This window comes from Marinomonas pontica, from assembly GCF_026191375.1.
Taxonomy (GTDB): Bacteria; Pseudomonadota; Gammaproteobacteria; order Pseudomonadales; family Marinomonadaceae; genus Marinomonas; species Marinomonas pontica.
The window spans coordinates 101,835-127,453 of the sequence record NZ_JAODTL010000032.1 but is presented as its reverse complement, the minus strand read 5'-3'; the positions used below and the strand labels follow the sequence as shown (position 1 = coordinate 127,453).

The following is a 25,619-nucleotide window of genomic DNA, read 5'->3' as shown; positions in this document are numbered from 1 at the left end:
CGAGAAAGGCAATAACTCATCCATAGTAAGTGACTTTCTTACGCCTTCTGCACCGCAAATATGTATCATGGTGTCCGCAGAAGAGAATTCACGAATTTTCTGACGGCAGCCACCACAAGGCGTTACTAAACCATCGCCATTACCAATAACGTAGATGTCTTTTATCAGCGTATCACCGCCCAGCACCATAGAAGCAATCGCTCCGGCTTCGGCACAGGTCCCTTCTGGGTAAGCCGCATTTTCTACATTACAGCCGGAATAAAACTGGCCTTTTGCTGTTAAGATCGCCGCGCCAACATGAAACCGAGAATAAGGCACGTACGCCTTATTCATCGCCTCTTTCGCCAGCTCGAATAGCTCAGTATTCTGCGTCAAATCAGGCATACTAAGCTCGCTCTTTCACATAGGGTCGGCCTACGGCTTTTGGTCCAACGGCTTTGCCAATGAAGCCAGCAAGCAACAGAACCGTCAGCACATACGGCAACACTTCGATCGCCTGCACAGGCACTTCACCAATCCCAGGAATCTCAACGCCCTGCATACGCACAGCAACGGCGTCCAAGAAACCAAACAGCAAACACGCTAGTAAGACTGGCACTGGACGCCACTTGCCAAAAATCAGTGCAGCCAGCGCCATATAGCCCTTGCCCGCGCTCATGTCTTTCAAAAATCCTGCATTGTGCGCAGTCGACAAATACGCCCCCGCAAGACCACATAAGATGCCACACACAATGAGAGCTCGGTAGCGGATAAACGCCACCGAAATACCCGCAGTATCTACCGCATGAGGATTCTCACCCACCGCGCGAAGACGCAAGCCAAAGCGCGTTTTGTAAATCACCCAATACGTCACAGGAACCATCGCGAACGCCAAGTACACTAGAATATTGTGACCGCTCAGTAAATTCGAATAGATCGACCCTATCACTGGCACACTTTCTAATGCATCAGCAAAAGGAAAGGTGATATCTAAGAAGCGCGCATCCCCCGTCAAAGCCGGCGTTTGACCGCCCATGCCAAACCAATCCATCGACAAAGTAACCGTAAGACCAGCCACAATGGTATTAATCGCCACACCCGAAACGATGTGGTCACCGCGATGCGTAATACACGCAAAACCGTGAATCATCGCCAACGATACCGACGCCATAATCCCAAAGCAAAGACCAATCCACGCAGAGCCAAACACCGCGGCCCCCGCTGCAGCCGCAAACGCACTGCCCAAAATTTTACCTTCTAGACCAATATCTACAATGCCTGCGCGCTCAGAATACAAGCCAGCTAACGCCGCAAAGATAAGCGGTGTCGATACACGCATGGTCGCGTCTAGCATCAATATTAATGTTTCAAACATATTCTTCTCCTACGCGACCGCTCTGCGAATAAAAAAGCCTTCGATACGGTCTTTGAACATGTGTTCAAGCGCACCAGAGAACAAAATAACCAAGCCTTGAATCACTACCACAATTTCAGGTGTGATGGTTGGAATCTCAAAAGCCAATTCCGCACCACCTTGATACAGGGCACCAAACAAAACCGCAGCCAAAATAATACCAATAGGATGATTGCGCCCCATCAACGACACCGCAATCCCCGCAAAACCATAACCAGCAGTGAAATTAAGCAGCAAGTTATGGTTAACACCCATGATTTCATTCAGACCGACAAAACCAGCCAAACCACCCGAAATCAACATTGCCCAGATCGTCACTTTTGCCGTATCAATACCTGCATAACGCGCGGCCGTTGGATTGGTTCCCAATGTACGCAGCTGGTAACCCCAGCGAGTATGCCAAATCAATCCCCACACAAAGACACAGCACAACAATGCCCACACAAAAGCCAAGTTCAGTGGAGAATCACCAATCTCAATCCCTAATGGGGAAAAGATTTCATGTAAGTAAGGCAACCACGCGTTTTCTTCAAACGTTCGGCTATTAGGTGCCATGCGGCCATCTTCTTTTAGCCAATTCACAATCAAGTAAACCATCAAAGACGACGCAATAAAGTTAAACATGATGGTGGTAATAACAATGTGACTACCACGACGCGCTTGCAAGTACGCGGGAATGTAACCCCATGCAGCGCCAAACACAGCAGCGCCTATCACCGCCAATGGCGCAATCACATAAAACGGCATAGTGTGATCAAGCGATAAACAGATCAAACCCACACCCAAACCACCAATGTACGCTTGCCCTTCACCACCGATGTTGAACAACCCACCTTTAAATGCAACCGACACTGCCAAACCGGTAAAAATCAGGTTCGTGGCGTAATACAGCGTATAGCCAATGCCTTCGTCGTAACCAAAAGCACCATAGATCAGATAGCCAGCCGCTTCGATTGGATTTTCACCAATAGCCAGAATCACCAATCCAGACACTAAAAAGGCCAATAAAATATTCAATACTGGGATAAGTGCAATATTTACCCAAGCTGGAACTTTCGCCTGACTCATGCAGATACCCCTTCTTGCTCTTCGCCTTGTTCTTCGTTATAGGCGTTAGCCATCATCAAGCCAAGGGTGCGTTCGTCTGCGTCTTTCGCATCAAGCTCACCAACGACCGCACCATCAAACATCACAATGATGCGATCACTCAGTGCCATAATTTCATCCAGTTCTACGGATACCAACAAAATAGCTTTGCCAGCGTCTCTTAATTTAACAATTTGCTCGTGAATATTTTCAATCGCACCAATATCCACACCGCGAGTCGGCTGACCAATCAACAAAACATCTGGGTTCTGTTCTACTTCACGGGCAATAACAATTTTTTGCTGATTACCACCGGAAAAGTTAGCGGTTTTTAAATGTGGATTGGGTGGACGAACGTCCCACGCCGCCATGCGTTCATTACACTCATCCAACATAGTCTTACGGTCCATAAGGATTTTGCCGTTATACGCAGGCGAATTGTGGTAGCCCAACACCGCGGCTTCATACGCTTCAAACCCCGTCACCAACCCCATTTTATGGCGGTCTTCTGGTACGTGAGCCATCTTAAGGTCTCGCATCTGCGCAGCATCTTTTGGGGCTTTTGCGGTCATGACTTGACCTGCAAAATGGATCTCGCCTTCGTCCATAGGAACGATGCCAGACAACACATTCAATAATTCACTTTGACCATTACCAGACACCCCAGCAATGCCTAAAATTTCACCAGCACGTAATTCTAAACTGACATTTTTTAAGCGTTTCACGCCCTGACTATCAAACTGAGAAAGGTTCTGCGCAGACAATAAAACCTCACTCGGCTGAGCTTCGTCTTTATCAACAGTAAGACGGACTTTTTTACCCACCATCAGTTCAGCCAGCTCTTCTTTACTGGTCTGTGCTGTCTCACGGTGGGCCACCATTTCGCCTTGGCGCATCACTGACACATTGTCCGTGGAAGCCATAATTTCGCGCAATTTATGGGTGATTAATAGAACGGTCACGCCCTGATCTTTCAAGGCTTTCAGGATACGAAAAAGATGATCCGCCTCTTGTGGTGTTAAAACCCCTGTAGGCTCATCCAAAATAAGAATACGGGCGCCACGGTAAAGCGCTTTTAAAATCTCGACTCGCTGCTGTAATCCGACTGGCAAATCTTCGACAATAGCGTCTACATCGATATCCAAACTGTATTCGTGAGCAAGACGTTGTAATTCGATTCGCGCAGTATCGATGCCGTTTTTCAGTAACGCCCCGCCTTCTGCGCCCAAAATAACGTTTTCAAGCACACTAAAATTTTCCACCAACATAAAATGCTGGTGCACCATGCCAATACCAGCATTTATAGCATCTTGAGAACTGCGAATATCAACCTGCTTACCGTCAACCTCAATATGGCCAGTATCGGCTTCATAAAAGCCATAAATGATACTCATCAAGGTGGATTTTCCTGCCCCGTTTTCACCGATAATTCCGTGAACTGTACCGGCTGGGACTTGTAAGCAAATGTCTTTGTTGGCCTGAACGGCACCAAAACGTTTACTGATGTCTCGCAATTCAATTGCGTATGGCATTGTTTTATTCGTCATAACTAAAAATAATTCATCTGCTTAAAAACGGAACACACTAGAGCAAAAAAAACAGTTACCTACCAAAAGTAAGTAACTGTTTTCATCGACAGCTTAGTAGTTACATGTATTGTCAGACATGTAATCGTGAACTTTGATGTCACCACTGATAATTTTAGAACGAATATCATTGATCTTCGCTTTCATATCAGCCGTGATTAGCTTGGCATTATTGTCGTCCAGCGCCCAATCAACACCATCTTCAGCAAGACCCAATACCACTAAGCCTGGCTTCCATGTACCTGCAGCAGAATCAGAATAGGTCTTAAACGCGGCTTCATCCACACGTTTAACCATGGACGTTAACATAGTGCCAGGTTGAATATGGTTTTGGTTTGAGTCAACACCGATCGCCAATTTGCCTTCGTCTTTTGCGGCTTGATAAACACCAATACCAGTACCGCCAGCGGCAGCAAATACAACGTCAGACCCTTTAGAGAACTGGCTCTTCGCAAGCTCAGATCCTTTTGTTGGATCATTAAACGCCGCACCAGTAGAACCTGTCATGTTTTGAAAAACAGTGGCATTAGGAGATTGATATTTCACACCTTGCTCGTAGCCACAAGCAAACTTACGAATAAGAGGAATATCCATGCCGCCAACAAAGCTTACAGTATTGGTTTTGGACGCCATTGCAGCCAAAGCACCAACAAGGAAAGAACCTTCATGCTCTTTAAAAACAACGGACTGAACGTTTGGAAGGTCGATCACGCCATCAATAATAGTGAAATTGATTTCTGGGAAATCTTTCGCCACTTTCTCAACAGCAGACGTCATGTTAAAGCCAACAGTAACAATTGGAGAATAACCACGTTTTGCTAAACGGCGTAGGCCTTGCTCTACTTGCGCTTCGTTTTTAGGTTCAAATTCGCGAACCTGAACACCGCTTTCAGCCGTGTATTTTTTAACGCCGTTGTAAACACCTTCGTTAAACGATTTATCGAATTTACCCGCTTGATCGTAAACAACAGCAGGTTCTGATGCCGCGTGAGCCATACTTGATGAGATAGCCAACGCCGTGACAGACGCAAGAAAGACAGCTTTCATTCCAATTCCTCTTATTTGTGTAATATGTTCTAGGCATAATTTAATCTAGGCACAATGTAAATCTTGCCTAACTGGTCAAAAATAAACCGAATAGCAAAATACCGCAACGCAATATGCACATTTTGAGCAATATTCTTACGTATATAGTAAAAAGCCAATCCAGAAAACACTTTTCTAACTATCTGTGTTACCGACTATTATAGACAGCAATTCTTATGCCGCCATTCACAGCGGACATAAACACAGGGTCAAGATTGGCAGTTTGAGCAAAAAACCGTACTGCGCTGTGCCTGACGAATTTCTTTTAATGCCGCACCGCAAACCACGCAAGGTTTGTCAGCACGCCCGTATACCGCTAATTCTTGCTTGAAATACCCCGGCTTTCCATCGCCACCGACAAAGTCTTTTAACGTGGTTCCGCCCTGTTTAATGGCAGCTGAAAGCACCACTTTGATGCATTCAACCAACCGCGTCATGCGCACCTTACTGATCTTGCCTGCCAAACGATCTGGACGAATCCCAGCTTTAAAAAGCGCCTCATTGGCATAAATATTACCAACCCCGACAACCACTTTGCTGTCCATGATAAAGGTCTTTATCGGTACTTTCCGACCCTTTGCTTTCGCATAAAGCATGTCACCATTAAAACGCTCAGACAGTGGTTCAGGGCCTAAATGCTTAATCAGTTCGTGTTCATGCCAATCGTCAGTCGTCCACAAAATCGCACCGAAACGACGTGGGTCTGTATATCGCAGCCACACATCCTCATCGGCAAAACAAAAATCCACATGATCATGAAACAGCGGCGGCGTCTCAGCAGGCACAAAGTACAAACTACCAGACATGCCCAAATGCACAATCAAGGTGCCTTTTGACGTGTGAATACCAATGTATTTACCACGGCGAGACAAATGTGTAATTTCCTCGCCAACGATGTCAGACCTAAGTTCTGGCGTGATCAACCAACGTAACTTTGGCTGACGAATGTCCACACTAGCAAGAGAACGTCCGACTAACTTGGTTTCGATGCCACGCAATGTGGTTTCTACTTCGGGCAATTCAGGCATAAGCAATCTCCAGTAAAACCTCAAATAGGATCATCTCACCACCTCATGGGATTCTGTGTCATGTAAATACAAGCAATTTTGACCAAACGAACAAAAAGCTTCTACTACTATATGCTAGATAAAAAAAAACCGACTCAATGAGTCGGTTCCTTTTTGACAAAAATCGAAAATTATTTAATTTTCGCTTCTTTGTACATTACGTGTTGACGTACAACTGGATCAAACTTTTTCATTTCAAGTTTGTCAGGAGTATTTCGCTTGTTCTTGTCAGTTGTGTAAAAGTGACCAGTACCAGCAGAAGATACCATGCGAATTAGATCGCGAGCGCCTTTAGAAGCCATGATTCAGATCCTTATACTTTTTCGCCGTTAGCGCGCATTTCAACAAGAACTGTTTCAATGCCCTTTTTATCGATAATACGCATACCTTTAGAAGATACACGTAAACGGATGTAACGGTTTTCACCTTCGACCCAAAAACGGTGCCAATGAAGGTTAGGAAGAAAACGACGCTTAGTGCGGCGTTTTGAGTGAGAAACGTTATTACCTGTAACAGGACGTTTCCCAGTAACTTGACATACGCGAGACATAATTAAATACCTTTTGCTATCCAGAAAGATTATTGGAAGTGTTTCACTTCCTCAGGCGGAGCATGATTCCTTATGAATCAAAAAAATCCCATACCGAGGATATAGCGGCGCGCATTTTCCCATAACCACACCTATTGAGCAATTCTTTTGTTAAAAAAATGATCAACCAGCACTCAAACAAGAATCTCAAAGAAAAACATAGTGATGTTCCTTATCGAAACTCGCGCCTACCTCATTCGGAACATCACTATGCTTTTCCCAAAAGCAACTTACATCAATCCTCTCTCTGCTAACGACACAGGCGAGCCATCACCGACAACAAAGTGATCGAGTAATCGCACATCGACGAGGTCTAGCGCACGTTTGATTTTGTCGGTAATGCTGATATCAGCCTGACTGGGTTCAGCGATACCACTTGGATGGTTGTGGGCGATAATCACTGCAGCGGCGTTATATTGCAGTGCGGCCTTTACCACTTCCCTAGGATATACCGCAGCAGCATCAATAGTTCCCATAAAGAGTTCTTGATAACGAATCAATCGGTGTTGAGTATCTAAGAAAAGCACCGCGAACACTTCTCGCGGAGAATGACGCAGTTGGGAAGAAAGATAGGTTCTGACATGTTCCGCGCTGGTGAATACCGTTTCGCGCATTAGCTGCTCTTGCAGATGGCGCTTGGACATTTCCAGCACCGCTTGCAGCTGGGTGTATTTGGCATCACCCAAACCAAAGCCTTGGCAAAATTCCTCTCGGCTGGCCGACATCAACGCTCGCAATCCACCGAATTGGGACAAAACTTGACGTGCCAGATCGACGGCACTGATACCCTGAGTGCCTGTGCGCAAAAAATAGCCAACAATTCCGAATCACTCAATGCGCTCGCGCCCTGATGAATCAGTTTCTCACGCGGCCTTTCTTGTTCCGGCCAATGCTTAATACTCATGATCTACTCCTTGATCCATGGTAACCTTGCGTTCACTTTAAAGAGAAAGGCGTCCTGCCTGTCGCTTACCTTATCTATCACAGATCGAATTGAGAAGTTTTTTATGTCAAACCTTGCTCAAAAACGCATTCTATTAGGCATTACTGGCGGTATTGCCGCCTACAAAAGCATTGAACTGATTCGTTTATTAACCAAAGCAGGCGCAGAAGTTCAAGTCGTTTTAACCGAAGGGGCAAAAGCTTTCGTCACTGAAATGACACTGCAAGCGGTTTCTGGTTACACGGTGCGCAGCACATTGCTAGACCCAAACGCAGAAGCGGGCATGGGACACATAGAATTAGCGAAATGGGCAGACTTAATTGTGATCGCTCCAGCCTCTGCCGACTTTATGGCACGATACGCTCAAGGCATGTCAAACGACCTACTAAGCACATTATGTTTGGCCACGGAATCCCCTGTTTTGCTGGCACCTGCGATGAATCAAGCCATGTGGCGTCATCCTGCAACACAAGCCAATGCAAAATTACTGGCCGAACGAGGCGTATTAAGCATTGGGCCTGCCGATGGAGCACAAGCCTGTGGCGATATTGGCCCTGGCCGCATGAGCGAACCGGGCGATATTTTCAATGCCATTGCCGCTCACTTCGATCGCTGTCTTATTAAGCAAGATTTAACAGGACAACACTGGGTCATTACCGCAGGCCCCACCATGGAAGCCATTGACCCTGTGCGCTACATCAGCAATCACAGTTCAGGAAAAATGGGCTATGCGCTCGCCTCTGCTGCGATGGCTCGCGGTGCGACCGTCACGCTAATCAGCGGCCCCGTGCAAATAACGGCACCTGCAGGCGCAAATATCATTGCGGTGAAAAGCGCGGACGACATGCTCGCCGCGTGCCAGCAAAGCATGACAACACCAGCGGATGTGTTTATTGGCGCGGCAGCGGTTGCCGACTTTAAAATGAAAACCGCCAACGATCAGAAAATGAAAAAACAGTCTGATACGGATGAAGTTACTCTGACGTTAGTTAAAAACCCAGACATCATTGCCACACTGGCCGAGCAGAAACGAGCAAAAATTATCATTGGTTTCGCTGCGGAAACACAAAATGTCATGGAATACGCGAAAGGCAAATTGGCGCGAAAAGGCTTGGATATGATTATTGCCAATGATGTATCTCGTTCCGACATTGGCTTCAATCAAGACGAAAACCAAGTCACGGTTATTACGAAAGAGTCGATTTGGTCGCCAGATAAAGCCGCAAAACATGAGCTCGCTATCCAATTGGTCGAATGCATCCACCAACACGCCGTATCACGCCGTCACTGAATTCAGCAAAAAAGAGAAGTTAACCATGAAACACGCCATTCAATTAAAAATCCTTAGCGACAAAATCGGTAAAGAGATTCCACTACCAAGCTACGCAACCGAAGGCTCAGCTGGTTTAGATCTGCGCGCATGCCTTGATCAGGCCATCGACCTTGCACCGGGCGACACCACGCTGCTTCCAACTGGTTTGTCTATTTATATCCAAGACCCAAATTTGGCCGCGACTATTTTACCGCGCTCTGGGTTAGGCCATAAACACGGCATCGTTTTAGGGAACCTTGTCGGTTTAATCGATTCCGACTACCAAGGTGAACTCATGGTCTCATGCTGGAACCGTGGTAATACTACTTTCACGATTGAACCAGGCGAACGGGTTGCCCAATTGGTTTTATTGCCTGTTATTCAGGCTGAATTTAACATTGTTTCAGAATTCGAAAGCACCGAACGCGGCGAAGGAGGCTTTGGTCACACTGGCACAAAATAGCCTCAAACACAGAAAAAAGGTGAGAATATTTCACCTTTTTTCTTCTCGTTACGGCATTCGCTCATCCTTCTTTTCTGAGTCAAACGATATTAACTTTCATAAGTCTAAAGTTTGCCCGTTTCTTATAAATTTCTATAGTTAATCCTCTAATATCACGCTATTATTTCAAACCTAAGTGGTTGCTTACACTCGTTGCCAGCCTTATCTGTCATCGTTTTGCCACAGTGAATCACTAACATTAGGCTTGATAAAATCGTGCGCGTATCAAGACCGTATATTTTTTTGTCGCGATCCATTTTTTTGTTTACAGGAGTACATAAGCCGTGGCCTTTTCTCGTGAGTCTGCTTTAGATGTTGCTAAGGTATTAAGCGAATCGCTTCCTTATATTCAACGCTTTGCTGGAAAAACGCTGGTAATTAAATACGGCGGCAATGCTATGACTGACGAAACCCTACAAGCTGGGTTCGCACGAGATATCGTTTTAATGAAAGCCATTGGCATCAACCCTATTGTTGTTCACGGTGGTGGACCTCAAATTGGCGATTTATTGGCTAAACTCAATATCGAATCCAAATTCATCAACGGCATGCGTGTGACGGATACCGCCACGATGGATGTGGTTGAAATGGTGCTTGGCGGACAAGTAAACAAAGAAATTGTTAATCTAATTTGTGAAGCTGGCGGTAAAGCCATCGGTATCACAGGCAAAGACAGTCGTTTCATCAAGGCTAAAAAATTGTTTGTGAAACACCAAGCCGAAGGTATGAGCACACCAGAGCAAGTGGATATTGGTCATGTTGGCGAAGTGGCCAGTGTGGACACCAGCTTCCTAAAACTGTTTGAGAACAGCGATCTGATCCCGGTTATTGCACCTATTGGTGTGGACGATCAAGGTAACTCTTACAACATCAACGCTGACTTGGTAGCGGGCAAAGTGGCGGAAGCCGTTGGTGCTGAAAAGCTGATGCTGCTGACCAATATTTCTGGCGTTCAAGACAAACAAGGCAAGGTTCTTACTGGACTAAGCACAGCTCAAGTTGATGCCTTGATTGCTGACGGCACTATTTACGGCGGCATGCTGCCAAAAATCAGCTGTGCCTTGTCAGCGGTAAACTCAGGCGTGACCAGCGCACACATTATTGATGGTCGTGTACCTCATGCCACCCTATTAGAGATTTTTACTGATACGGGTGTTGGAACACTGATCACCAATACCAAAGCGGGCGAATAACTGCATTATTGGTCATTAGAATAAGCAATAAATAACACAAGCAAAAACAGCGGACTCAACACATGAGCAATAAGAAAAACGATCGTCGCACTCAAATATTGCAATCTTTAGCACAAATGCTAGAGAGCAGCCCTGGAGCACGTATCACGACGTCGGCTCTAGCAAAGCAAGTTGGAGTATCGGAAGCGGCTTTGTATCGTCATTTTCCTAGCAAAGCAAAAATGTTTGAAGGCCTAATTGAATTCATTGAAGAAAGTTTATTTACTCGAATCAACCGAATTATCCAAGAAGAAAGCAACGTGGTCGCTCGAATAGAAGTGATCATGACATTGATTCTTGGCTTTGCTGAACAAAACCCTGGCATGTGTCGTTTATTAACGGCTGATGCCTTAGCTGGCGAAACAGAGCGACTGCGCGTACGTATTGCACAAGTATTTGACCGCATTGAAACCCAGTTAAAACAAATCATTCGTGAAGCGGATTTAAAACAGGGCTTACGACCAGCGATGGGCGTCGCACCGTGTGCAAATTTTTTAATTGCTGTCATTGAAGGCAAAATTCGCCACTACGTGCGCAGTGAATTTAAAGTGAAGCCAATGGAAATTTGGCAAGAACAATGGTCAGTATTGGCACAAAACTTGATGCTAAACCGCTAAGGTTTGAGGTAATACCCCAAAACTTAGCGTTTGGTATTGGCATCAGATACCGTACTGAAGACGATAAGCTTTAACCGCATCAAGATGTTTCGCAAATTCAGGGGAATCCTGTTCTGCCAAATACGTCATGATGTCGTTTAGAGAAACGATACTGATCACTGGCATTCCAAAGTCTCTTTCGACTTCTTGAATGGCAGATAATTCACCTTGGCCTCGTTCTTGACGATCCAAGGCGATAAGTACACCAGCAGGAACCGCATTGGCGTCTTTAATGATCGCCATGACTTCACGAATGGCTGTACCAGCGGTAATAACGTCATCAATAATCATGACATTACCTGCAAGCGGAGCGCCAACAAGGGAACCGCCTTCACCGTGAGTTTTTGCTTCTTTACGGTTGAAAACGTATGGTGTGTCTACATTATGATGATCATACAGAGCAACAGCCGTCGTTGTTGCTAACGGTATGCCTTTGTAGGCTGGGCCGAATAGAACATCAAATGGAACATTTGCTTCCATTAATGAGGTGGCGTAAAAGCGTCCTAACTTTGCTAACGCTTGGCCTGAGCTAAATAGGCCAGCATTAAAGAAGTAAGGACTTACGCGTCCTGATTTAAGCGTGAATTCGCCAAAACGCAGCACATTTTGCTCGATAGCGAATTCGATAAAGTCTCTTTGGTAAGGTTTCATGCCAACTCCAGAAAGATAAAAATAACACACAACAAAGCGCCGCCAAGATCGAGCGAAGCCATGCCAACATTGGATAGGCGCTAATATAACACACGGCTAGGAATTGTAGGGACCAGAAATGAAGGTCATCAGCCTTAATGTAAACGGTATAAGACAAGCAGCAGACCGCGGCTTTTTCGAATGGATGGTTCGTCAGAACCCGGATGTTGTATGTCTACAAGATATACAAGCAGACGAGCGCAGTCTAAATGACAGCGTTTTCTTTCCACCAGAGTTCAATACGTACTTCTTTGACTCTATGGAAAATCCTGAGCAAGCAGGGGTCGCCATTTATTGTAAAACCATGCCCAAAGCAATTATGACTGGCATGGGGTTTCCAGAATGCGACTTTGAAGGACGCTTTATTCAAGCAGACTTTGATAAAGTCAGCATTGGTGCTTTCTTAACGCCTCACGGCTCGAATCATGAAGAAGCCCTGCAGGAACACAAATATCGTTTTATGGAAGGCTTTAAAAACCACCTCATTAAAACGCGCCGTAAGCGTCGCGAGTTTATTTTTTGTGGCACAGCCAATGTGGCACGTTCACCGATTGATGTAAGCAGCTGGTTCGTAAATCAGCGTAACTCAGGCTTCTTACCTGAAGAACGCAAATGGATTAACGAGATCTTCAATGAAATGGAATACATTGATGCTTTCCGCCAGGTAAACAAGCAAGACAAACAGTACACATGGTGGCCGGATTACGAACGCGCTTGGAAACTGGACGAAGGTGGTCGACTAGATTATCAAATCGCCACACCAGGAATCAAAAACCTCATTCAAGGCGGCACTATCTACAAGGGCCAACGTTTTTCAGATCACGCTCCACTTATCATGGAATACAATATTGATTAAGTGTTGATCTTTGACGTATAAAAAAAGCCAGTAGATTGAATTTGCTGGCTTTTTTTATCTCATTTCGCACTGTCGCTGTTAATACACCATCACTTGTCCACCAAAGGCTTGTGCTTCACCTTAAGCTTAAGTTGGTGGATACCACCAGGTGGAATGTCGTATTCGTCTGTCAGTGCATTCGCCGCCTCAACACACACAAAACGACGATAATCATCGTCTTCCATGTCAGCTCGCTGTTTAGCCAGCTCTGCGCCCGGATTCCACAATACTGTGCTGTTGCTGCCTTCGGTGCTAATCACCAGACGTCGTTGCAAACCTGCGTCATGAATTTCACACACTTCTGGGGCCGACAGATAGACTCGATCCATATGATCACATGGCGTCACTGGGCCGTTTTGTAATTGGCGGCTACCGTTATCAAATTTATCCACATACGTCACTTGATCTAGTCCATGTACCTCTGTGGTTTGATTGTCGGATACATTAAAATACGTGTGCAAGGCTTCACTGACCGGCATGGGCTGATCAGACAAATTCGCCGCCGAAAAATTCACTCTAAAGCCCTTACTGGAAAAACGAAACACTTGCCGAAGCTCAAATGCATGTGGCCACATTTCCTCAATCAGAGGATGATCTTCCGATGCCAAGCGAATCACAATTTTCACATCGCCATTTTTGAAGCGACCCGCTTCAATAAAATCCCAACGAAAATAGCGTGCCAGCCCATGAGCAGGGTAATCATCATGCACATAATTGGCACCAAACCAAGGCCAGCAGACAGGCACACCAAAGTGACGGCGACCAAATCGACCTTCTCCGCCTTGGTTCTCAGATTGGAACAAAAGATCTTCTTGGCCAGCAGGAATAAAGCTTTCTAAATGCCCGCCCCAGAGCGCTATCGACGCACTAAAGCCCGGTTGCTCAATCACAATTTCATCGCATTTTTTAAAGCTCGCTGGACGAATTTCTCCACCCAACTCTTCCAACTCTTGCATCAGTCGGCCATTCATCAACTACTCCACTTAGGTGTTTTAATACGCTCATATTAACTTCAACGAACACGATTACAATAGTTTGGACTTATACTAACAATTCAACAAAATAGATAAGCCAACAGCACAGCAATTAAAACTTAACCTACACCCACTTTTAGGCTATAAAACACAACAACATAGTGACCATGGTTACTCTCTATCGTGTGCTCTATTTTTCTTTGCAAAAGGCGCTGTATTTTATGAATGAACAAAAAATAGTCATAGGTTGTGACGAGTGGTGTGCGTTCCCAACGCTAAACATTCCTGCTATCAAAGCCAGAGTAGATTCAGGAGCAAAGACCTCTTCCATACACGCAATCAATATTGAACGCTTTACTCGTAATGACGAGCATTGGGTACGTTTTGATGTTCATCCCTTACAAAAAAATCGCAAAGTCACCGTGCATTGTGAAGCGCCCCTTATTGATCAGCGTGTCATCAAAAGTTCAAGCGGCGACAAAGAGAAGCGTCCCGTGATCAAGGTTCCCCTTTCTCTTGGAGAACAAACATGGGAAGTCGAAGTCACTTTGACCAACAGAGACACCATGGGTTATCGAATGCTACTAGGAAGAGAAGCCATGAATGGGCGCGTGCTGATTGACCCAGAATGCTTTTGCCTGCAAGGCGACAGAGCGCAAGACTCATTAATAGGCTTATATTCAATGTAAACGTCACGCTGTCAGCCATGTTGTTCTCTATGTACATGACTGACAGTTCTTACATGGCTAAGTTAGGCCAAATGCATAAAAGCGAAGAAAACTAAGTCGCAGAGAACACAACAGATTGGTTCCGACCACCTTCTTTGGCCTTGTACAAGGCTTCATCGGATCGGCTCAACCATTCAGACTTAGACTGGTCTGTTTTCTTAACCTCTGATATCCCGAAACTCATGGTCACCGAAATGTCCATATTTGGAAGTTTGATTTTTGTTTCCGCGATTTTCTTACGCACAGTTTCACAAAAGAAAAGCGCGCCGGCGGCATCCGTATTAGGCAATAAAATAGCGAACTCTTCGCCGCCGTATCGCCCAACAAAATCGGTTTTACGAATACTACCACCCAATATTTTCGCAATGGTTTTCAGCACTAAATCCCCAGCCGGGTGACCGTATTGGTCATTAACCTTTTTGAAAAAATCAATGTCTGTCATCACCAAGCTGTGCTTTCCACCTTCACGCTTATAACGCTCAAAGGTACTTTGTAACGTGCCATCCAAGCTACCTCGATTGTGCAGTTCAGTGAGCGGGTCCGTTTTACTGAGGTAATCCAATTTACGATTGGCATTCGACAGAGATTCTTTATTCGTGGCAACGTCTGTCACATCGTAAACCACCATACATACAAATTTGACCGTGCCATCGGCACTGGTAATAGGGCGCAAGGCAACGTTTTGATACATCTTTTCAGCCATTCCCGTTATCGGGCGATAGCTATTAAAAGGAAAAAGATGAGGTCGCTGCTCCCAAGACACAAAAATAGGAGTGCGTAGAGCTATCACATTGTCCAATTTATGCTGGAGCCATTCGCTATTAATGCTTGGAAAAACATCAAACATAGAGCGTTCTTTGGCGATAGAAGAGCTGACACCACTGTGGTTTTCCATAAAGCTGTTCCACAGCTTTATTTCATATTTTTCATTTAGTACCACCAAACCCACATCGATATGTTGCAACATATCGAAGAGCCAATGCAGTTCCATCATGTCTTCTGCGGCGCTCATGTATCTACTCTTCCTCAACCAAATAAGACAACAAGTTCTCAAGTACAGAGACAGAATCTTCCGTAAACAGCAACATTAAGTCACAGCTAATCTGATAGTTCTCCACCTCATACACAATTTCAACGGCAAGCGTGCGCTTCCATTTTGCTTTTTTCGCATTGACCAAATCCGCCACTTTCGCATGGCGAGCCAAAAGCACAGGGTGACTGTGACTAAAGTCGATATTCAATTGTTTGCCAAAAGCATCAATAAAAGGCCCAACCAAAACGGACGATACGTCCATCAGAAGCTCGACCTCAACCACGCTGTCAATCGTTTCAGAAACACTCAGCAACTTAGCCATATCTGGCAAGCTTGAGTCACTGAAAATCAACAGGGTTTCAAACGCAACACCAGACCCAACAAAGCCTTGGGAAACCGCAGAGCAGCTGTCTTCTTTAACGCTGTAATCCAACGCCATTTGCAGTTCACCCACTTCCAAAATATTCACTTTTGGAACCGGCAACTTAATGAACACATTGAGCATATTTGCCAACACGCTCGCAGCACGACCCATGGCCACGTTCGAGACTTCTTGTAGGCATTCGTTAAGCGTGAACTGCTCGGCAGCGGTTAATGTATTCGCCAACTGATTATCGGGGTTGTCGCTGCCACCCTCCGTAAACAACTTGAGAGAAATCAACAGCTGACGCAATTCTTCCGTAGAAGCAGGCTTTTTATGGAAGGCAACCGCGCCCATGCTTTTGACACGCTGGATGGCTTGCGGTTGCACATCGCCAGATACAACGATCACGGCCGGCGCGTCGGCATAACCCTGCAATGCTTCTAACGTTTCATAGCCGTCTTTTACCGGCATATTCAAATCCAGAAACAAGATATCAAACGTCGTCGACGCCAACATATCCAATGCTTCTTGGCCATGCTCAGCAAACTCGACGCTTACCGCCCAATCGGTCGGTAAAGCTCTCGCCAATTGCTTCCGTGCAATTTTGGAATCATCACAAATCAGTACCCTTGTACTCATTACTACTCTCTTTTTAAAAAGCGCCGTTTACCAAGGCACTAAAGATGATGTTTCTAAAATACAGCCATCATATCAGACAGATCTTTTTTCTAAATCTTAATACGTCATTTTATACAAAAGATAACAAAGCTCTCGCAACCAAGTGTTCGTCGTATTTATGAGGTTTCTCTGTAATAAGTGGCGTTTTGATGACAGTGACATTTAAGCGAGCCAGTAATGCATCATCCAACTCGCCATAATCGTATGCGTCATCCAACAATAAATAATCCAACACAGAATATGGCCCTGCGGTTTCTTTATCGCCCGAAATGGTAGACATTAAACGTACCACCCTTTCCATCATCGATAAACCTTGTTGTTCTGGGTCAACCCCCAAATTGGGCAAATACACTTTGGGATTAGGGTTTGCAGAAATCGACGCTCCCACCCCTCCGGCATAAGATTCGCTAATAAACTGCTATAAAAGCTGCCGGGCGGATAACAAATTAAATCGGCGGTTTCTATCGCATCTTTACGATCGTCCGCAATCGCACAATTTGTCGGCATCCTATTACGCAGGCCTTTATTTAGCCACATACGCTTTATCGGGCTGGGTAATATGTCAGTTTCTTTACCTGTAATCCGATGCTGCCCTAAAACAATGTCCCCATTTTCCAGCTCTACTCCTAAATGCAAACTGGCGTCTAGCGTCGTTTTTACCTCGCCCAACGCTTTCACCAAACGGGAAAACAAAAACACAATAGGATCCAATTGCTGCTGATTATTTAAATAACCACCCGCCATAATCAGATTACCAATACTGGCGCCACGCAGATCGAAATCTTCATGAATCCGGGCTTGAGTCACGCCCAATTGCGTCTGAATCAATGACTTCATTGGGTTGGGGATAGTTTCAATAAGGGGTGCTCCCCCATTACCAACTGCTGTAACTGCGCTTGCAAAACGGCTGGTTCAGCATCTACCGCAAGACGATGGGTAAATAACGCATAGACTTCCGGCTGCCCCATGACGGTTTCATCCGCCAGCGCCATTAACCGACTGCGCAAATCCCCCACAGCGGGAATATCAAATGCCGCTCGTAAACGTGCCGAACTGCCGCCAGAATCAAACGGCGTCACCAAATGCACCGAATGATGCGTGTATTCTTTAAAAACCCGACTAATTTTATTCAGAGCAGAACCGCCACTAAAAAACAGTACTTTAGGCCCTTGTTCTGGCAAACTTTGATAACGGTGAACACGAATAGGGTCCGGCATCACCATACGGCGCCAAATACGCAAAGAGCTCGTCATATAAAACCTCTTACCAATACCCTCAGGCGAGCAACACTTCCATGAGTGTCAATATATTCTATTCCATCATAGATACAGCGACATGCGTAGCGTAAAACAGCAAAAATACCGCGCTATTATCTTTCCAAAGGCCGCAACATTAAAATACAGAGTCTGCTTATCAACGTAGACCGAAAATGCGACCTTCACAAACCATAGCACGTATTCATTTTAAGAAGTGTTACGGAAATCAGAAATGACAAACTGACATAACGACGTTACTGGATGATGTGTTCTGATAAGATCACCCCACTTAGGCCGTGGACAAGCGCTAAATACAAGGGGCTTTTTGATTGGCTTAACTTGGATGGCTTAATTTTAATGGCATTAACGTTGGTGTCGTGAAGACAGAATAAAATCCGCCAACTCAGCAAACCCTAACCCGCCCGGCTGCGTCGTTTGATAACGTGGGTGGTGGCGCATGATCGACAAATGTTCCGCGATATTCGCCACACCAACACTCAATGGGAAACGCGCAAACATACTTTCATCATTCGGAGCATCGCCAACATAGAGCACTTGCTCTTGCTGCTGTGTCTCACTCAGGCCATACGACTCGGTTAACACGCGCTGCGCCATAGAGAACTTATCGTAGCCTTGAGAGCACACATTAATGTGAATCGAACTGGCCTTCGCATTTAACCCCAATTCAATCAATGCCGCCAAACAAGCGTCTTTTTCAGCCACAGCGGCAGGCTTAACGTCCTGAGCGTAATCGATCGCCACATCAGTCAGCCGATAGGCTTGATCTCTCGCCAAACGCAAACGCGGAAATTGAACAAGCAGCGCCGTCACTTGAGCCAGTATGTCCGCCTGCTCTGCACGCATTTCCGACTCGTCACGCCAAAAGGAATATGTCAGATGACGATCTGCAGTACGGCCAATAAAACATGCCCCGCCTTCGGTAATCACGCCATCAACGGGAAGCGCTCTGGCAATCATGTCCGACCAGCCCGCACAACCACCGGTCACAGGAATCACCTTGATTCCGTTTGCCTCTAATTGTGCTAGCGCTCGCAACGTCTCCACAGGCAACTGCCCTTCCCAAGTCAGCGTGTCGTCGAAATCCGTCAAGATAAATCGCAAGTTCTGACAAGCATTCTTATCTATAGAAGAAAGCGCCAAAGAAGACAGTGTTAATGTTGAAAAATCAGACGTCGACATAATTGCCTTATGAACAAAGTTGAATGTGAACACCGTGATCGGTGAGTAAACGGGTTTGCGACTCGGTCAATTCATCACTAAAAAGCCAATCGATTGAATCAAAAGAATGCACGCGCGCCATCGCTTTGCGCCCCCATTTATGCTGATCCGCGACCAACAAACTGTGGCGACTTTGCTCTACTAACACTCGACTGACGGACGCTTCTTCTGGATCAAAATCCAACACACCCTGTGCTTCATCCAAACCGCCACACCCCAGCACACCGTAATCAAAAAAATACTGACGCAGACCGGATAAGGTTTCCTCTCCGACCAAATCGTGATGCTTATGTCGCAATTTTCCCGCCAGCACACGCACTCGAACCTGCGGATAATTGCCCAAGATACTCGCCACGGTTAAATTATTGGTGAAGACTTGCAAGTTCCGATGGGACACCAAAGCCTTAGCCACGTACTCAACGGTGGTACCTATTCCTAAAAACACCGAGGCACCGTCCGGTATGACGTTTGCCACCAGCTTTGCAATGGCTTCTTTCGCATCACTGTTCAAGAATTGACGGTGATCAAAGGGTAAGTTTTCTGTACTGGAAACAGGCGCAATTCCACCATGAGTTCGGCGTACAAGATGACGTTCGGCCAACTGGTTAATGTCTTTGCGTATTGTCTGTGATGACACGTTAAAACGCGTCACCATGTCCTCCACCAGTAGTGCGTCTTCTTGTTGCACCCAATTTAAAATCTGGTTTTGCCTTTCATTCAGTCCCACACAACACCCTTAATTTAGTTGTCTAACCATGACGCAAACTGAGTTGGGTCATCGGTAATCACGGCGTCCATTCCCCACTCCCAATGGGCTGCTACTTTTTTAGGGTCATTGGCGGTATAACACAGCAATTTATAACCAGCGGCTTTTACCGCTCTCGCTTGCGCCTCAGTCAATCGTGAGTAATCGCAATTCAAGCTGTAAGCCTCGATGGCAGCAAGCTGTGCTTGCCAATCATCAGGGATGTCCTCATACAAAGGCGCCAAATAACGCTGATCATCGATCTCATAACACAAAGCCAATGCCGCGAGATTAAAGCTGGAAATCATCAGTTTGTCGTTGTCTTGCCAATGATCACGTAATATCGCCATGACCGCTGGCACAATGTTTTCCACGTCCGCACCATCGTGTTTAATCTCAAGGTTTAACCCCAAATTCAACGATTGAATACACTCTAGCGCGTCCAGCAAAGTAGGCACTTTCTCGCCTACAAACTTATCCGAAAACCAAGAACCCGCATCCAATTCTGCAATATCCATTGGCCGAGCATCACGGGTCACACCCGATCCATTGGTACACCGGTCAAGCGTATCATCATGAAAAATCACCAAACCACCTTCGGCGATCAAATACACATCAATTTCAACCCAAGTGGCGCCAGCATCCGCAGCAGCACGGATAGACGCCAAGGTATTTTCGGGTGCCAACAGCGCCGCACCACGATGCCCCATCACCTTTGTTTTCAGAATATCGTTCTGCATAACCGTGTCATTGCTCATATCGCCTCACAATCTCTGTTGAGTGTTTGCGTCAAATAGATGCCAATATTGCGCGGGTGCATGCAACCACATAAGACTATTCACATCCGGTAAATGCGGTCCAGACAAACGCACTACCATAGGTTCGCCATCGCCTGATTGCGTTTCTATTTTACCGTGGATTAATGTCTCAGCCCCCAAGGATTCTACCGCTTGGATACGCAAAGCGAAATCGGCATTTTGCTCATCGCTCACTTCCAGGTGCTCTGGACGAATTCCCACACAATGCCGCCGCGATGCTGATGAGACAAAGGCAAGGTTAACGCCTCAGAGAGTTTAATACCTTGTTCTGTGAGATTTGCGTCGATCAAATTCATTGAAGGTGAGCCAATAAACGCCGCCACAAAAGGTGTGGCCGGTTTATTGTATAAATCCATTGGCGTACCAATTTGCTCCGCCTTACCCTTGTTCAATACCACCAAGCGGTCCGCCAAGGTCATGGCTTCCACCTGATCGTGTGTCACATACAAGGTCGTGGTGCCCAATTTGCGCTGCAACTGACGAATCTCAACACGCATCTGCACACGCAATTTGGCGTCTAGATTAGACAAAGGTTCATCAAACAAAAACACTTTCGGGTCTCGCACCATAGCGCGCCCCATGGCAACACGCTGACGTTGGCCGCCCGATAATTGACGCGGTTTACGTTGTAGCAACTCAGTCAACCCTAGCATGGCCGCCACATCGCTGACTTTTTCCGCAATTTGATCCTTTGGCATACCGCGGTTTTTCAGGCCATACGCCATGTTGTCGTACACTGACATGTGCGGGTATAAGGCGTAATTCTGAAACACCATGGCGATGTCACGTTCAGCGGGTTCTTTTTCATTCATGCGCTCGCTACGGATGCGCAGCTCGCCTGTGGAGATACTTTCTAATCCCGCCACCATGCGTAATAAAGTAGATTTACCACAGCCTGATGGACCAACTAAAACAATAAACTCGCCTTCTTCAATGGTTAAATCGACGCTTGGAATGGCGTGATAACCATTCGGGTATGTCTTGCCTACTTTTTCTAAAATAACGTCCGTCATTACTACTTCTCCGAATCCACTAAGCCTTTAACAAACAGCTTCTGCATACCAATGACCACCGCCACCGGTGGCAGCATGGCTAATAAGGTGGTTGCCATAATCTGGTTCCATGCGATATCACCATCGGTTACTGACAACATGCGTTTAATACTCATCACCAAGGTGTAATACGCGTCGTCTGTAGTGATCAACAAAGGCCATAGGTATTGATTCCAACCGTAAATAAACAAGATCACAAACAAGGCCGCGATATTGGTTCTAGATAACGGCAACAAGATGTCAAAAAAGAACCGCCATGGCCCTGCTCCGTCCATTCGAGCAGCTTCCACTAGCTCCCCTGGAATGCTTAAAAAACACTGACGAAACAAGAAAGTCGCCGTCGCACTGGCGATCAAGGGCAAGGTCAACCCCGTGTAACTGTTCAGCAGATCCAGATTCGCTACCACCTCATAAGTTGGCACAATCCGCACCTCAACCGGCAGCATCAAAGTCATGAAAATGACCCAAAAACACAGATTACGAAACGGGAAGCGAAAAAATACAATGGCGTAAGCCGACAACAACGAAATAGCGATCTTACCGAACGTAATACCCAACGCCATGATCAAAGAGTTCAGCATCATAAACCAGACGGGAGTGTCCACGCCGTTGCCTGCTTTTTCAAACAACACAGTTCCCCATGTTTCAGCACCGGCATCGCCGAACCACAAAGGAATGTGCCCAACGCCAAACGCCGAAGCTGGATGCGTCGACGCCACCAGCGCCAACCACACAGGCAAGGCCACCAAAGCAATCCCTGTAAATAATGTTGCGTGACTCGCAAACGTTAACCAAGGTCGATTCTCGATCATGAGTACTGCACCTTACGCTCAATAAAACGAAACTGAATCACCGTCATCAGACCGACAATCGCCATCAACACAACCGATTGCGCCGCCGATCCACCCAAATCCAAACCGACAAAACCATCATCAAACACTTTGTAAACTAAGGTCGTAGTGCTTTGTCCAGGGCCCCCTTTGGTGGTCGCATCGATCACACCGAAGGTTTCGAAGAAGGCATACACAAGATTTACCACCAACAAGAAAAACGTTGTCGGAGACAGGAGCGGAAAAACAATGGTCCAAAAGCGCTTAAACGGACTCGCACCGTCAATCGCCGCCGCTTCGATAAGCGAGCGCGGCACGGCTTGCAAACCCGCAAGAAAAAATAAAAAGTTGTAACTGATTTGCTTCCACGTCGACGCAATCACCACCAAGATCATCGCTTGGTTACCATCAAGATAATGGTTCCAATCAACACCCGCCGACTTCAACCATAAGGCAATCGGCCCCATGCTCGGGTCAAACAAAATCCACCACAACACCCCCGCTAATGCAGGCGCCACAGCATAAGGCCAAATCAATAAGGTTTGGTACGCCAATTTGCCACGGATCACCCGGTCCGCCATCACAGCCAACAACAGCGCCAACGACATACCCACAATGGCAACAGAAAAACTAAACACCAAGGTGGTCAAGATTGATTGGTAGTACAAGGGGTCGGTAAACAGATCAAGAAAATTCTCTAAACCAACAAATTCGCGGCTCAAGCCAAATGCGTCTTCTTGGTAAAACGCTTGTTCTAGCGCTTGTTCTGCTGGCCAAAGAAAGAAAATCGCTGTGATCAATAGTTGTGGCAACAGCAATAGCCAAGGCAGGCTTTTTTGGGGAAACGTAACCGTCATCAGACAATCCAAACAATGAAAAAAAAACAATTTGAGGGAGACCTTTGCACGACATCGCGTACAAAGCTCTCTATAAAAAAACGCCCCTATAAATACAAGATAAGGGCGTAGGTTTTATTAATCGTTCGCTTTTTCAAATTTGCGAAGCTGCACATTACCACGTTCAACGGCGGTATTCAGAGCCGTTTGGGCGTCGACATCACCACTCCACACAGACTCTAACGCTTCGTCAATGATGCCACGGATCTGCACAAAATTACCCAAGCGTAAACCTTTGGTATTTGCCGTAGGCGTTCCAGTCGTCATTTGCATGACACCGGTCTCGGTACCTGGGTTCGCAGCATAGAAGCCTTGACCTTTCGTCAAATCATACGCTGCTTTGGTGATTGGTAAGTAGCCAGAAAACTGGTGCCAATCGGCCTGTACCGATGCGCGAGATAGGTAACTTAGGAAAGACGCTACGCCTTTGTATTCTTCTTTAGAATGACCTTGCAGCACCCACAAAGACGCGCCACCGATAATCGTATTAGAAGGCTGTTTTACCTTGCCTTCCCAGTATGGAAGTTCTGCCACACCAAAGTCGAATTTTGCATTACGCTTGATGCCTGCGTAACCAGCAGAAGACTCAGTAAACATGCCACATTCTTGGCTGTAAAATTTCGCAGCGCCATCATTGGTGCGGCCTGAATAGCTAAAAACTCCATTCTTTTGCCATTCACCCATTTTGGTAACATGAGCCACTTGTAATGGACCATTAAATTTCAACTCGGTTTTCAGACCACCAAAACCATTATCCAGCGTAGCAAAAGGCACATTATGACGGGCACTTAGGTTTTCCAATTGCACCCAAGATTGCCAAGCCGTCGTAAAACCACAAGTTACACCGGATGCTTGTAATTTTTTTGCCGCACTTTCTACTTCCTGCCACGTTTTTGGAGCTTGGCTGATGCCCGCTTTTTTGAATAAGTCTTTGTTGTAATACAAAACAGTCGTTGAACTGTTGAATGGCATAGACAGCATTTGACCATCGCTGTTGGTGTAGTAACCCGTTACCGCACTCAAATAAGCGCTTTCATCAAACGACTGGCCTGACTCACGCATCAGTTTGTATACAGGATAAATCGCGCCTTTGGCGGCCATCATACTCGCGGTGCCCACTTCAAAAACTTGCACGATAGCGGGCTGTTGTTTGGCACGAAAAGCGGCAATCGCTGACGTCATTGTCTCGGTATAATTGCCTTTATAAACCGGTTTTACTTCATAAGCGTCTTGAGAGTCGTTAAACGCTTTGGCAATTTCATTTACTTTTTCACCATTTGCACCGCCCATTGCGTGCCACCATTCTATTTGCGTGGCGGCGAAACCTGAACTCGCAATAGACAAACCAACAACCACTGACGCTAACTTCAAATTATGCATTTCCGTGTTCCTCACAATGAGTTTTTATTAGAAAAGAAAGAACGACTATAAAAAGAAAATATTTCATTTTGATGATAGGTAGGTTTCATTTGAAAAACAACATCAATTCAAATGAAACTAAAAGGACAATTAAATTGCGTTGAACGGCGTATTTTAAAATAGAAATGAAAACGGCCATTCAAAGAATGGCCGTTAAAGAAACACTTAACAAGATGTCGCTAAGAAAGAATATCGAGCTTGAGCGCCTTCACCAGCACGATAAATTCGCTCTTCAAATGGTGATGATCTTCGCCCAAGGATTGGTGATCAGACTGAAGCGCATGGCGCTCCATCTTACTGATTAATTGGCAAAATCGATAACCCGACACCTCCAACGCCGCCCCTTTTAAACGGTGCGCAACCAAAGCAAAGTTAACCCAATCTTGGTACTGGATATGGCGGCTCAACTCGACTAACAAGCCCTCAGCTTCCTTTATAAACTCCGATGCAACCAAAGCCATTAACTCATGATTACAAGCAAGTCGACTTTCATAGTCCGCATTATCAAATATTTTTGGTTCGAGCATGACACCACTCTCCATATAGGTCG

At 45.9% G+C, this 25,619-nt stretch carries 28 protein-coding genes and 2 pseudogenes; 6 read left to right on the top strand and 24 right to left on the bottom strand.

The genetic code is table 11. The annotated features are described in order from the left end of the window. The 9 genes and pseudogenes from cdd to radC all read right to left on the bottom strand — a co-directional run. Positions 1–384 (bottom strand): cytidine deaminase (gene cdd / locus N5P32_RS07330; protein ID WP_265728448.1); only part of this gene is annotated, 384 nt, incomplete at its 3' end. A gap of 1 nt (position 385) precedes the next feature. After that, positions 386–1,354, bottom strand: coding sequence for an ABC transporter permease (locus N5P32_RS07325; protein ID WP_265728447.1), 969 nt, complete (start codon positions 1,352–1,354; stop codon positions 386–388). A gap of 9 nt (positions 1,355–1,363) precedes the next feature. Further along, entirely contained in the window at positions 1,364–2,461 is a 1,098-nt protein-coding gene (locus N5P32_RS07320) for an ABC transporter permease (protein WP_265728446.1), read from the bottom strand. Then, entirely contained in the window at positions 2,458–4,026 is a 1,569-nt protein-coding gene (locus N5P32_RS07315; protein ID WP_265728445.1) for an ABC transporter ATP-binding protein, read from the bottom strand. The genes N5P32_RS07320 and N5P32_RS07315 overlap by 4 nt, the downstream gene beginning before the upstream one ends. 93 nt (positions 4,027–4,119) lie before the next feature. Then, on the bottom strand, positions 4,120–5,112 hold the full coding sequence (locus tag N5P32_RS07310) for a BMP family lipoprotein (protein WP_265728444.1): 993 nt from the start codon (positions 5,110–5,112) through the stop codon (positions 4,120–4,122). 248 nt (positions 5,113–5,360) lie between these two features. Continuing rightward, positions 5,361–6,179, bottom strand: coding sequence for a bifunctional DNA-formamidopyrimidine glycosylase/DNA-(apurinic or apyrimidinic site) lyase (mutM, locus tag N5P32_RS07305; protein WP_265728443.1), 819 nt, complete (start codon positions 6,177–6,179; stop codon positions 5,361–5,363). Positions 6,180–6,349: 170 nt separating this feature from the next. After that, positions 6,350–6,520, bottom strand: coding sequence for a 50S ribosomal protein L33 (rpmG, locus tag N5P32_RS07300; RefSeq protein WP_123096784.1), 171 nt, complete (start codon positions 6,518–6,520; stop codon positions 6,350–6,352). Positions 6,521–6,531: 11 nt separating this feature from the next. Then, the gene (gene rpmB, locus N5P32_RS07295; protein ID WP_072838851.1) at positions 6,532–6,768 is read right to left on the bottom strand and encodes a 50S ribosomal protein L28; all 237 of its coding nucleotides are present in this window, start codon (positions 6,766–6,768) and stop codon (positions 6,532–6,534) included. 269 nt (positions 6,769–7,037) lie between these two features. After that, positions 7,038–7,711, bottom strand: a pseudogene (radC, locus tag N5P32_RS07290) (RadC family protein). A 103-nt stretch (positions 7,712–7,814) separates the two neighbouring features. On the opposite strand from radC, the gene coaBC reads away from it, so the two are divergent. The 4 genes from coaBC to slmA all read left to right on the top strand — a co-directional run bounded on the left by coaBC (position 7,815) and on the right by slmA (position 11,413). Beyond that, on the top strand, positions 7,815–9,041 hold the full coding sequence (gene coaBC / locus N5P32_RS07285; RefSeq protein ID WP_265728442.1) for a bifunctional phosphopantothenoylcysteine decarboxylase/phosphopantothenate--cysteine ligase CoaBC: 1,227 nt from the start codon (positions 7,815–7,817) through the stop codon (positions 9,039–9,041). Between the two features lie 25 nt (positions 9,042–9,066). Next, on the top strand, positions 9,067–9,525 hold the full coding sequence (dut, locus tag N5P32_RS07280; protein ID WP_265728451.1) for a dUTP diphosphatase: 459 nt from the start codon (positions 9,067–9,069) through the stop codon (positions 9,523–9,525). A gap of 323 nt (positions 9,526–9,848) precedes the next feature. After that, positions 9,849–10,757: an acetylglutamate kinase gene (argB, locus tag N5P32_RS07275; protein ID WP_265728441.1), complete on the top strand. Its 909-nt coding sequence runs from the start codon at positions 9,849–9,851 to the stop codon at positions 10,755–10,757. Between the two features lie 62 nt (positions 10,758–10,819). Then, the gene (gene slmA, locus N5P32_RS07270) at positions 10,820–11,413 is read left to right on the top strand and encodes a nucleoid occlusion factor SlmA (RefSeq protein WP_265728440.1); all 594 of its coding nucleotides are present in this window, start codon (positions 10,820–10,822) and stop codon (positions 11,411–11,413) included. Between the two features lie 42 nt (positions 11,414–11,455). On the opposite strand, the gene pyrE is transcribed toward slmA, so the two are convergent. Further along, positions 11,456–12,103 (bottom strand): orotate phosphoribosyltransferase, encoded by a 648-nt coding sequence (gene pyrE, locus N5P32_RS07265; RefSeq protein WP_265728439.1) that lies wholly within the window; start codon positions 12,101–12,103, stop codon positions 11,456–11,458. A gap of 118 nt (positions 12,104–12,221) precedes the next feature. Between pyrE and N5P32_RS07260 the strand changes: the two genes are divergently transcribed. Next, positions 12,222–12,998: an exodeoxyribonuclease III gene (locus N5P32_RS07260; RefSeq protein ID WP_265728438.1), complete on the top strand. Its 777-nt coding sequence runs from the start codon at positions 12,222–12,224 to the stop codon at positions 12,996–12,998. A gap of 89 nt (positions 12,999–13,087) precedes the next feature. Here N5P32_RS07260 and N5P32_RS07255 read toward each other — a convergent pair whose 3' ends face one another. Further along, positions 13,088–14,008 (bottom strand): D-hexose-6-phosphate mutarotase, encoded by a 921-nt coding sequence (locus N5P32_RS07255; protein WP_265728437.1) that lies wholly within the window; start codon positions 14,006–14,008, stop codon positions 13,088–13,090. Between the two features lie 224 nt (positions 14,009–14,232). On the opposite strand from N5P32_RS07255, the gene N5P32_RS07250 reads away from it, so the two are divergent. Next, positions 14,233–14,700, top strand: coding sequence for an ATP-dependent zinc protease family protein (locus N5P32_RS07250; RefSeq protein WP_265728436.1), 468 nt, complete (start codon positions 14,233–14,235; stop codon positions 14,698–14,700). A 91-nt stretch (positions 14,701–14,791) separates the two neighbouring features. Here the strand turns inward: N5P32_RS07250 and N5P32_RS07245 are convergent, their stop codons facing one another. From N5P32_RS07245 to N5P32_RS07180, 13 genes and pseudogenes are all read right to left on the bottom strand, one after another. Further along, on the bottom strand, positions 14,792–15,751 hold the full coding sequence (locus N5P32_RS07245) for a sensor domain-containing diguanylate cyclase (RefSeq protein WP_265728435.1): 960 nt from the start codon (positions 15,749–15,751) through the stop codon (positions 14,792–14,794). Positions 15,752–15,755: 4 nt separating this feature from the next. Beyond that, positions 15,756–16,775 carry a response regulator gene (locus N5P32_RS07240; protein ID WP_265728434.1) on the bottom strand — a complete coding sequence of 340 codons (1,020 nt, stop codon included), beginning with the start codon at positions 16,773–16,775 and terminating at the stop codon, positions 15,756–15,758. A 109-nt stretch (positions 16,776–16,884) separates the two neighbouring features. Continuing rightward, entirely contained in the window at positions 16,885–17,094 is a 210-nt protein-coding gene (locus N5P32_RS07235; protein WP_265728433.1) for a hypothetical protein, read from the bottom strand. Positions 17,095–17,114: 20 nt separating this feature from the next. Continuing rightward, entirely contained in the window at positions 17,115–17,642 is a 528-nt protein-coding gene (locus tag N5P32_RS07230) for a 2-phospho-L-lactate transferase CofD family protein (protein WP_265728432.1), read from the bottom strand. Between the two features lie 5 nt (positions 17,643–17,647). Next, positions 17,648–18,067 carry a 2-phospho-L-lactate transferase CofD family protein gene (locus tag N5P32_RS07225; protein WP_265728431.1) on the bottom strand — a complete coding sequence of 140 codons (420 nt, stop codon included), beginning with the start codon at positions 18,065–18,067 and terminating at the stop codon, positions 17,648–17,650. 366 nt (positions 18,068–18,433) lie between these two features. Beyond that, positions 18,434–19,270: an HAD family hydrolase gene (locus tag N5P32_RS07220; RefSeq protein WP_265728430.1), complete on the bottom strand. Its 837-nt coding sequence runs from the start codon at positions 19,268–19,270 to the stop codon at positions 18,434–18,436. Between the two features lie 7 nt (positions 19,271–19,277). After that, entirely contained in the window at positions 19,278–20,036 is a 759-nt protein-coding gene (locus tag N5P32_RS07215) for a DeoR/GlpR family DNA-binding transcription regulator (protein ID WP_265728429.1), read from the bottom strand. 14 nt (positions 20,037–20,050) lie between these two features. Continuing rightward, a complete protein-coding gene (locus N5P32_RS07210; RefSeq protein WP_265728428.1) occupies positions 20,051–20,812 on the bottom strand; it encodes a glycerophosphoryl diester phosphodiesterase in 762 nt (253 codons plus the stop codon). Positions 20,813–20,818: 6 nt separating this feature from the next. After that, positions 20,819–21,885 (bottom strand): annotated as a pseudogene (ugpC, locus tag N5P32_RS07200) (sn-glycerol-3-phosphate ABC transporter ATP-binding protein UgpC). Between the two features lie 2 nt (positions 21,886–21,887). Further along, positions 21,888–22,736: a sn-glycerol-3-phosphate ABC transporter permease UgpE gene (ugpE, locus tag N5P32_RS07195; RefSeq protein ID WP_265728426.1), complete on the bottom strand. Its 849-nt coding sequence runs from the start codon at positions 22,734–22,736 to the stop codon at positions 21,888–21,890. Further along, positions 22,733–23,611 (bottom strand): sn-glycerol-3-phosphate ABC transporter permease UgpA, encoded by an 879-nt coding sequence (gene ugpA / locus N5P32_RS07190; RefSeq protein ID WP_265728425.1) that lies wholly within the window; start codon positions 23,609–23,611, stop codon positions 22,733–22,735. The genes ugpE and ugpA overlap by 4 nt, the downstream gene beginning before the upstream one ends. Positions 23,612–23,728: 117 nt before the next feature. Continuing rightward, on the bottom strand, positions 23,729–25,030 hold the full coding sequence (gene ugpB, locus N5P32_RS07185; RefSeq protein WP_265728424.1) for a sn-glycerol-3-phosphate ABC transporter substrate-binding protein UgpB: 1,302 nt from the start codon (positions 25,028–25,030) through the stop codon (positions 23,729–23,731). 218 nt (positions 25,031–25,248) lie between these two features. Next, positions 25,249–25,596 carry an Hpt domain-containing protein gene (locus N5P32_RS07180; RefSeq protein WP_265728423.1) on the bottom strand — a complete coding sequence of 116 codons (348 nt, stop codon included), beginning with the start codon at positions 25,594–25,596 and terminating at the stop codon, positions 25,249–25,251. Positions 25,597–25,619 lie beyond the last annotated feature (23 nt).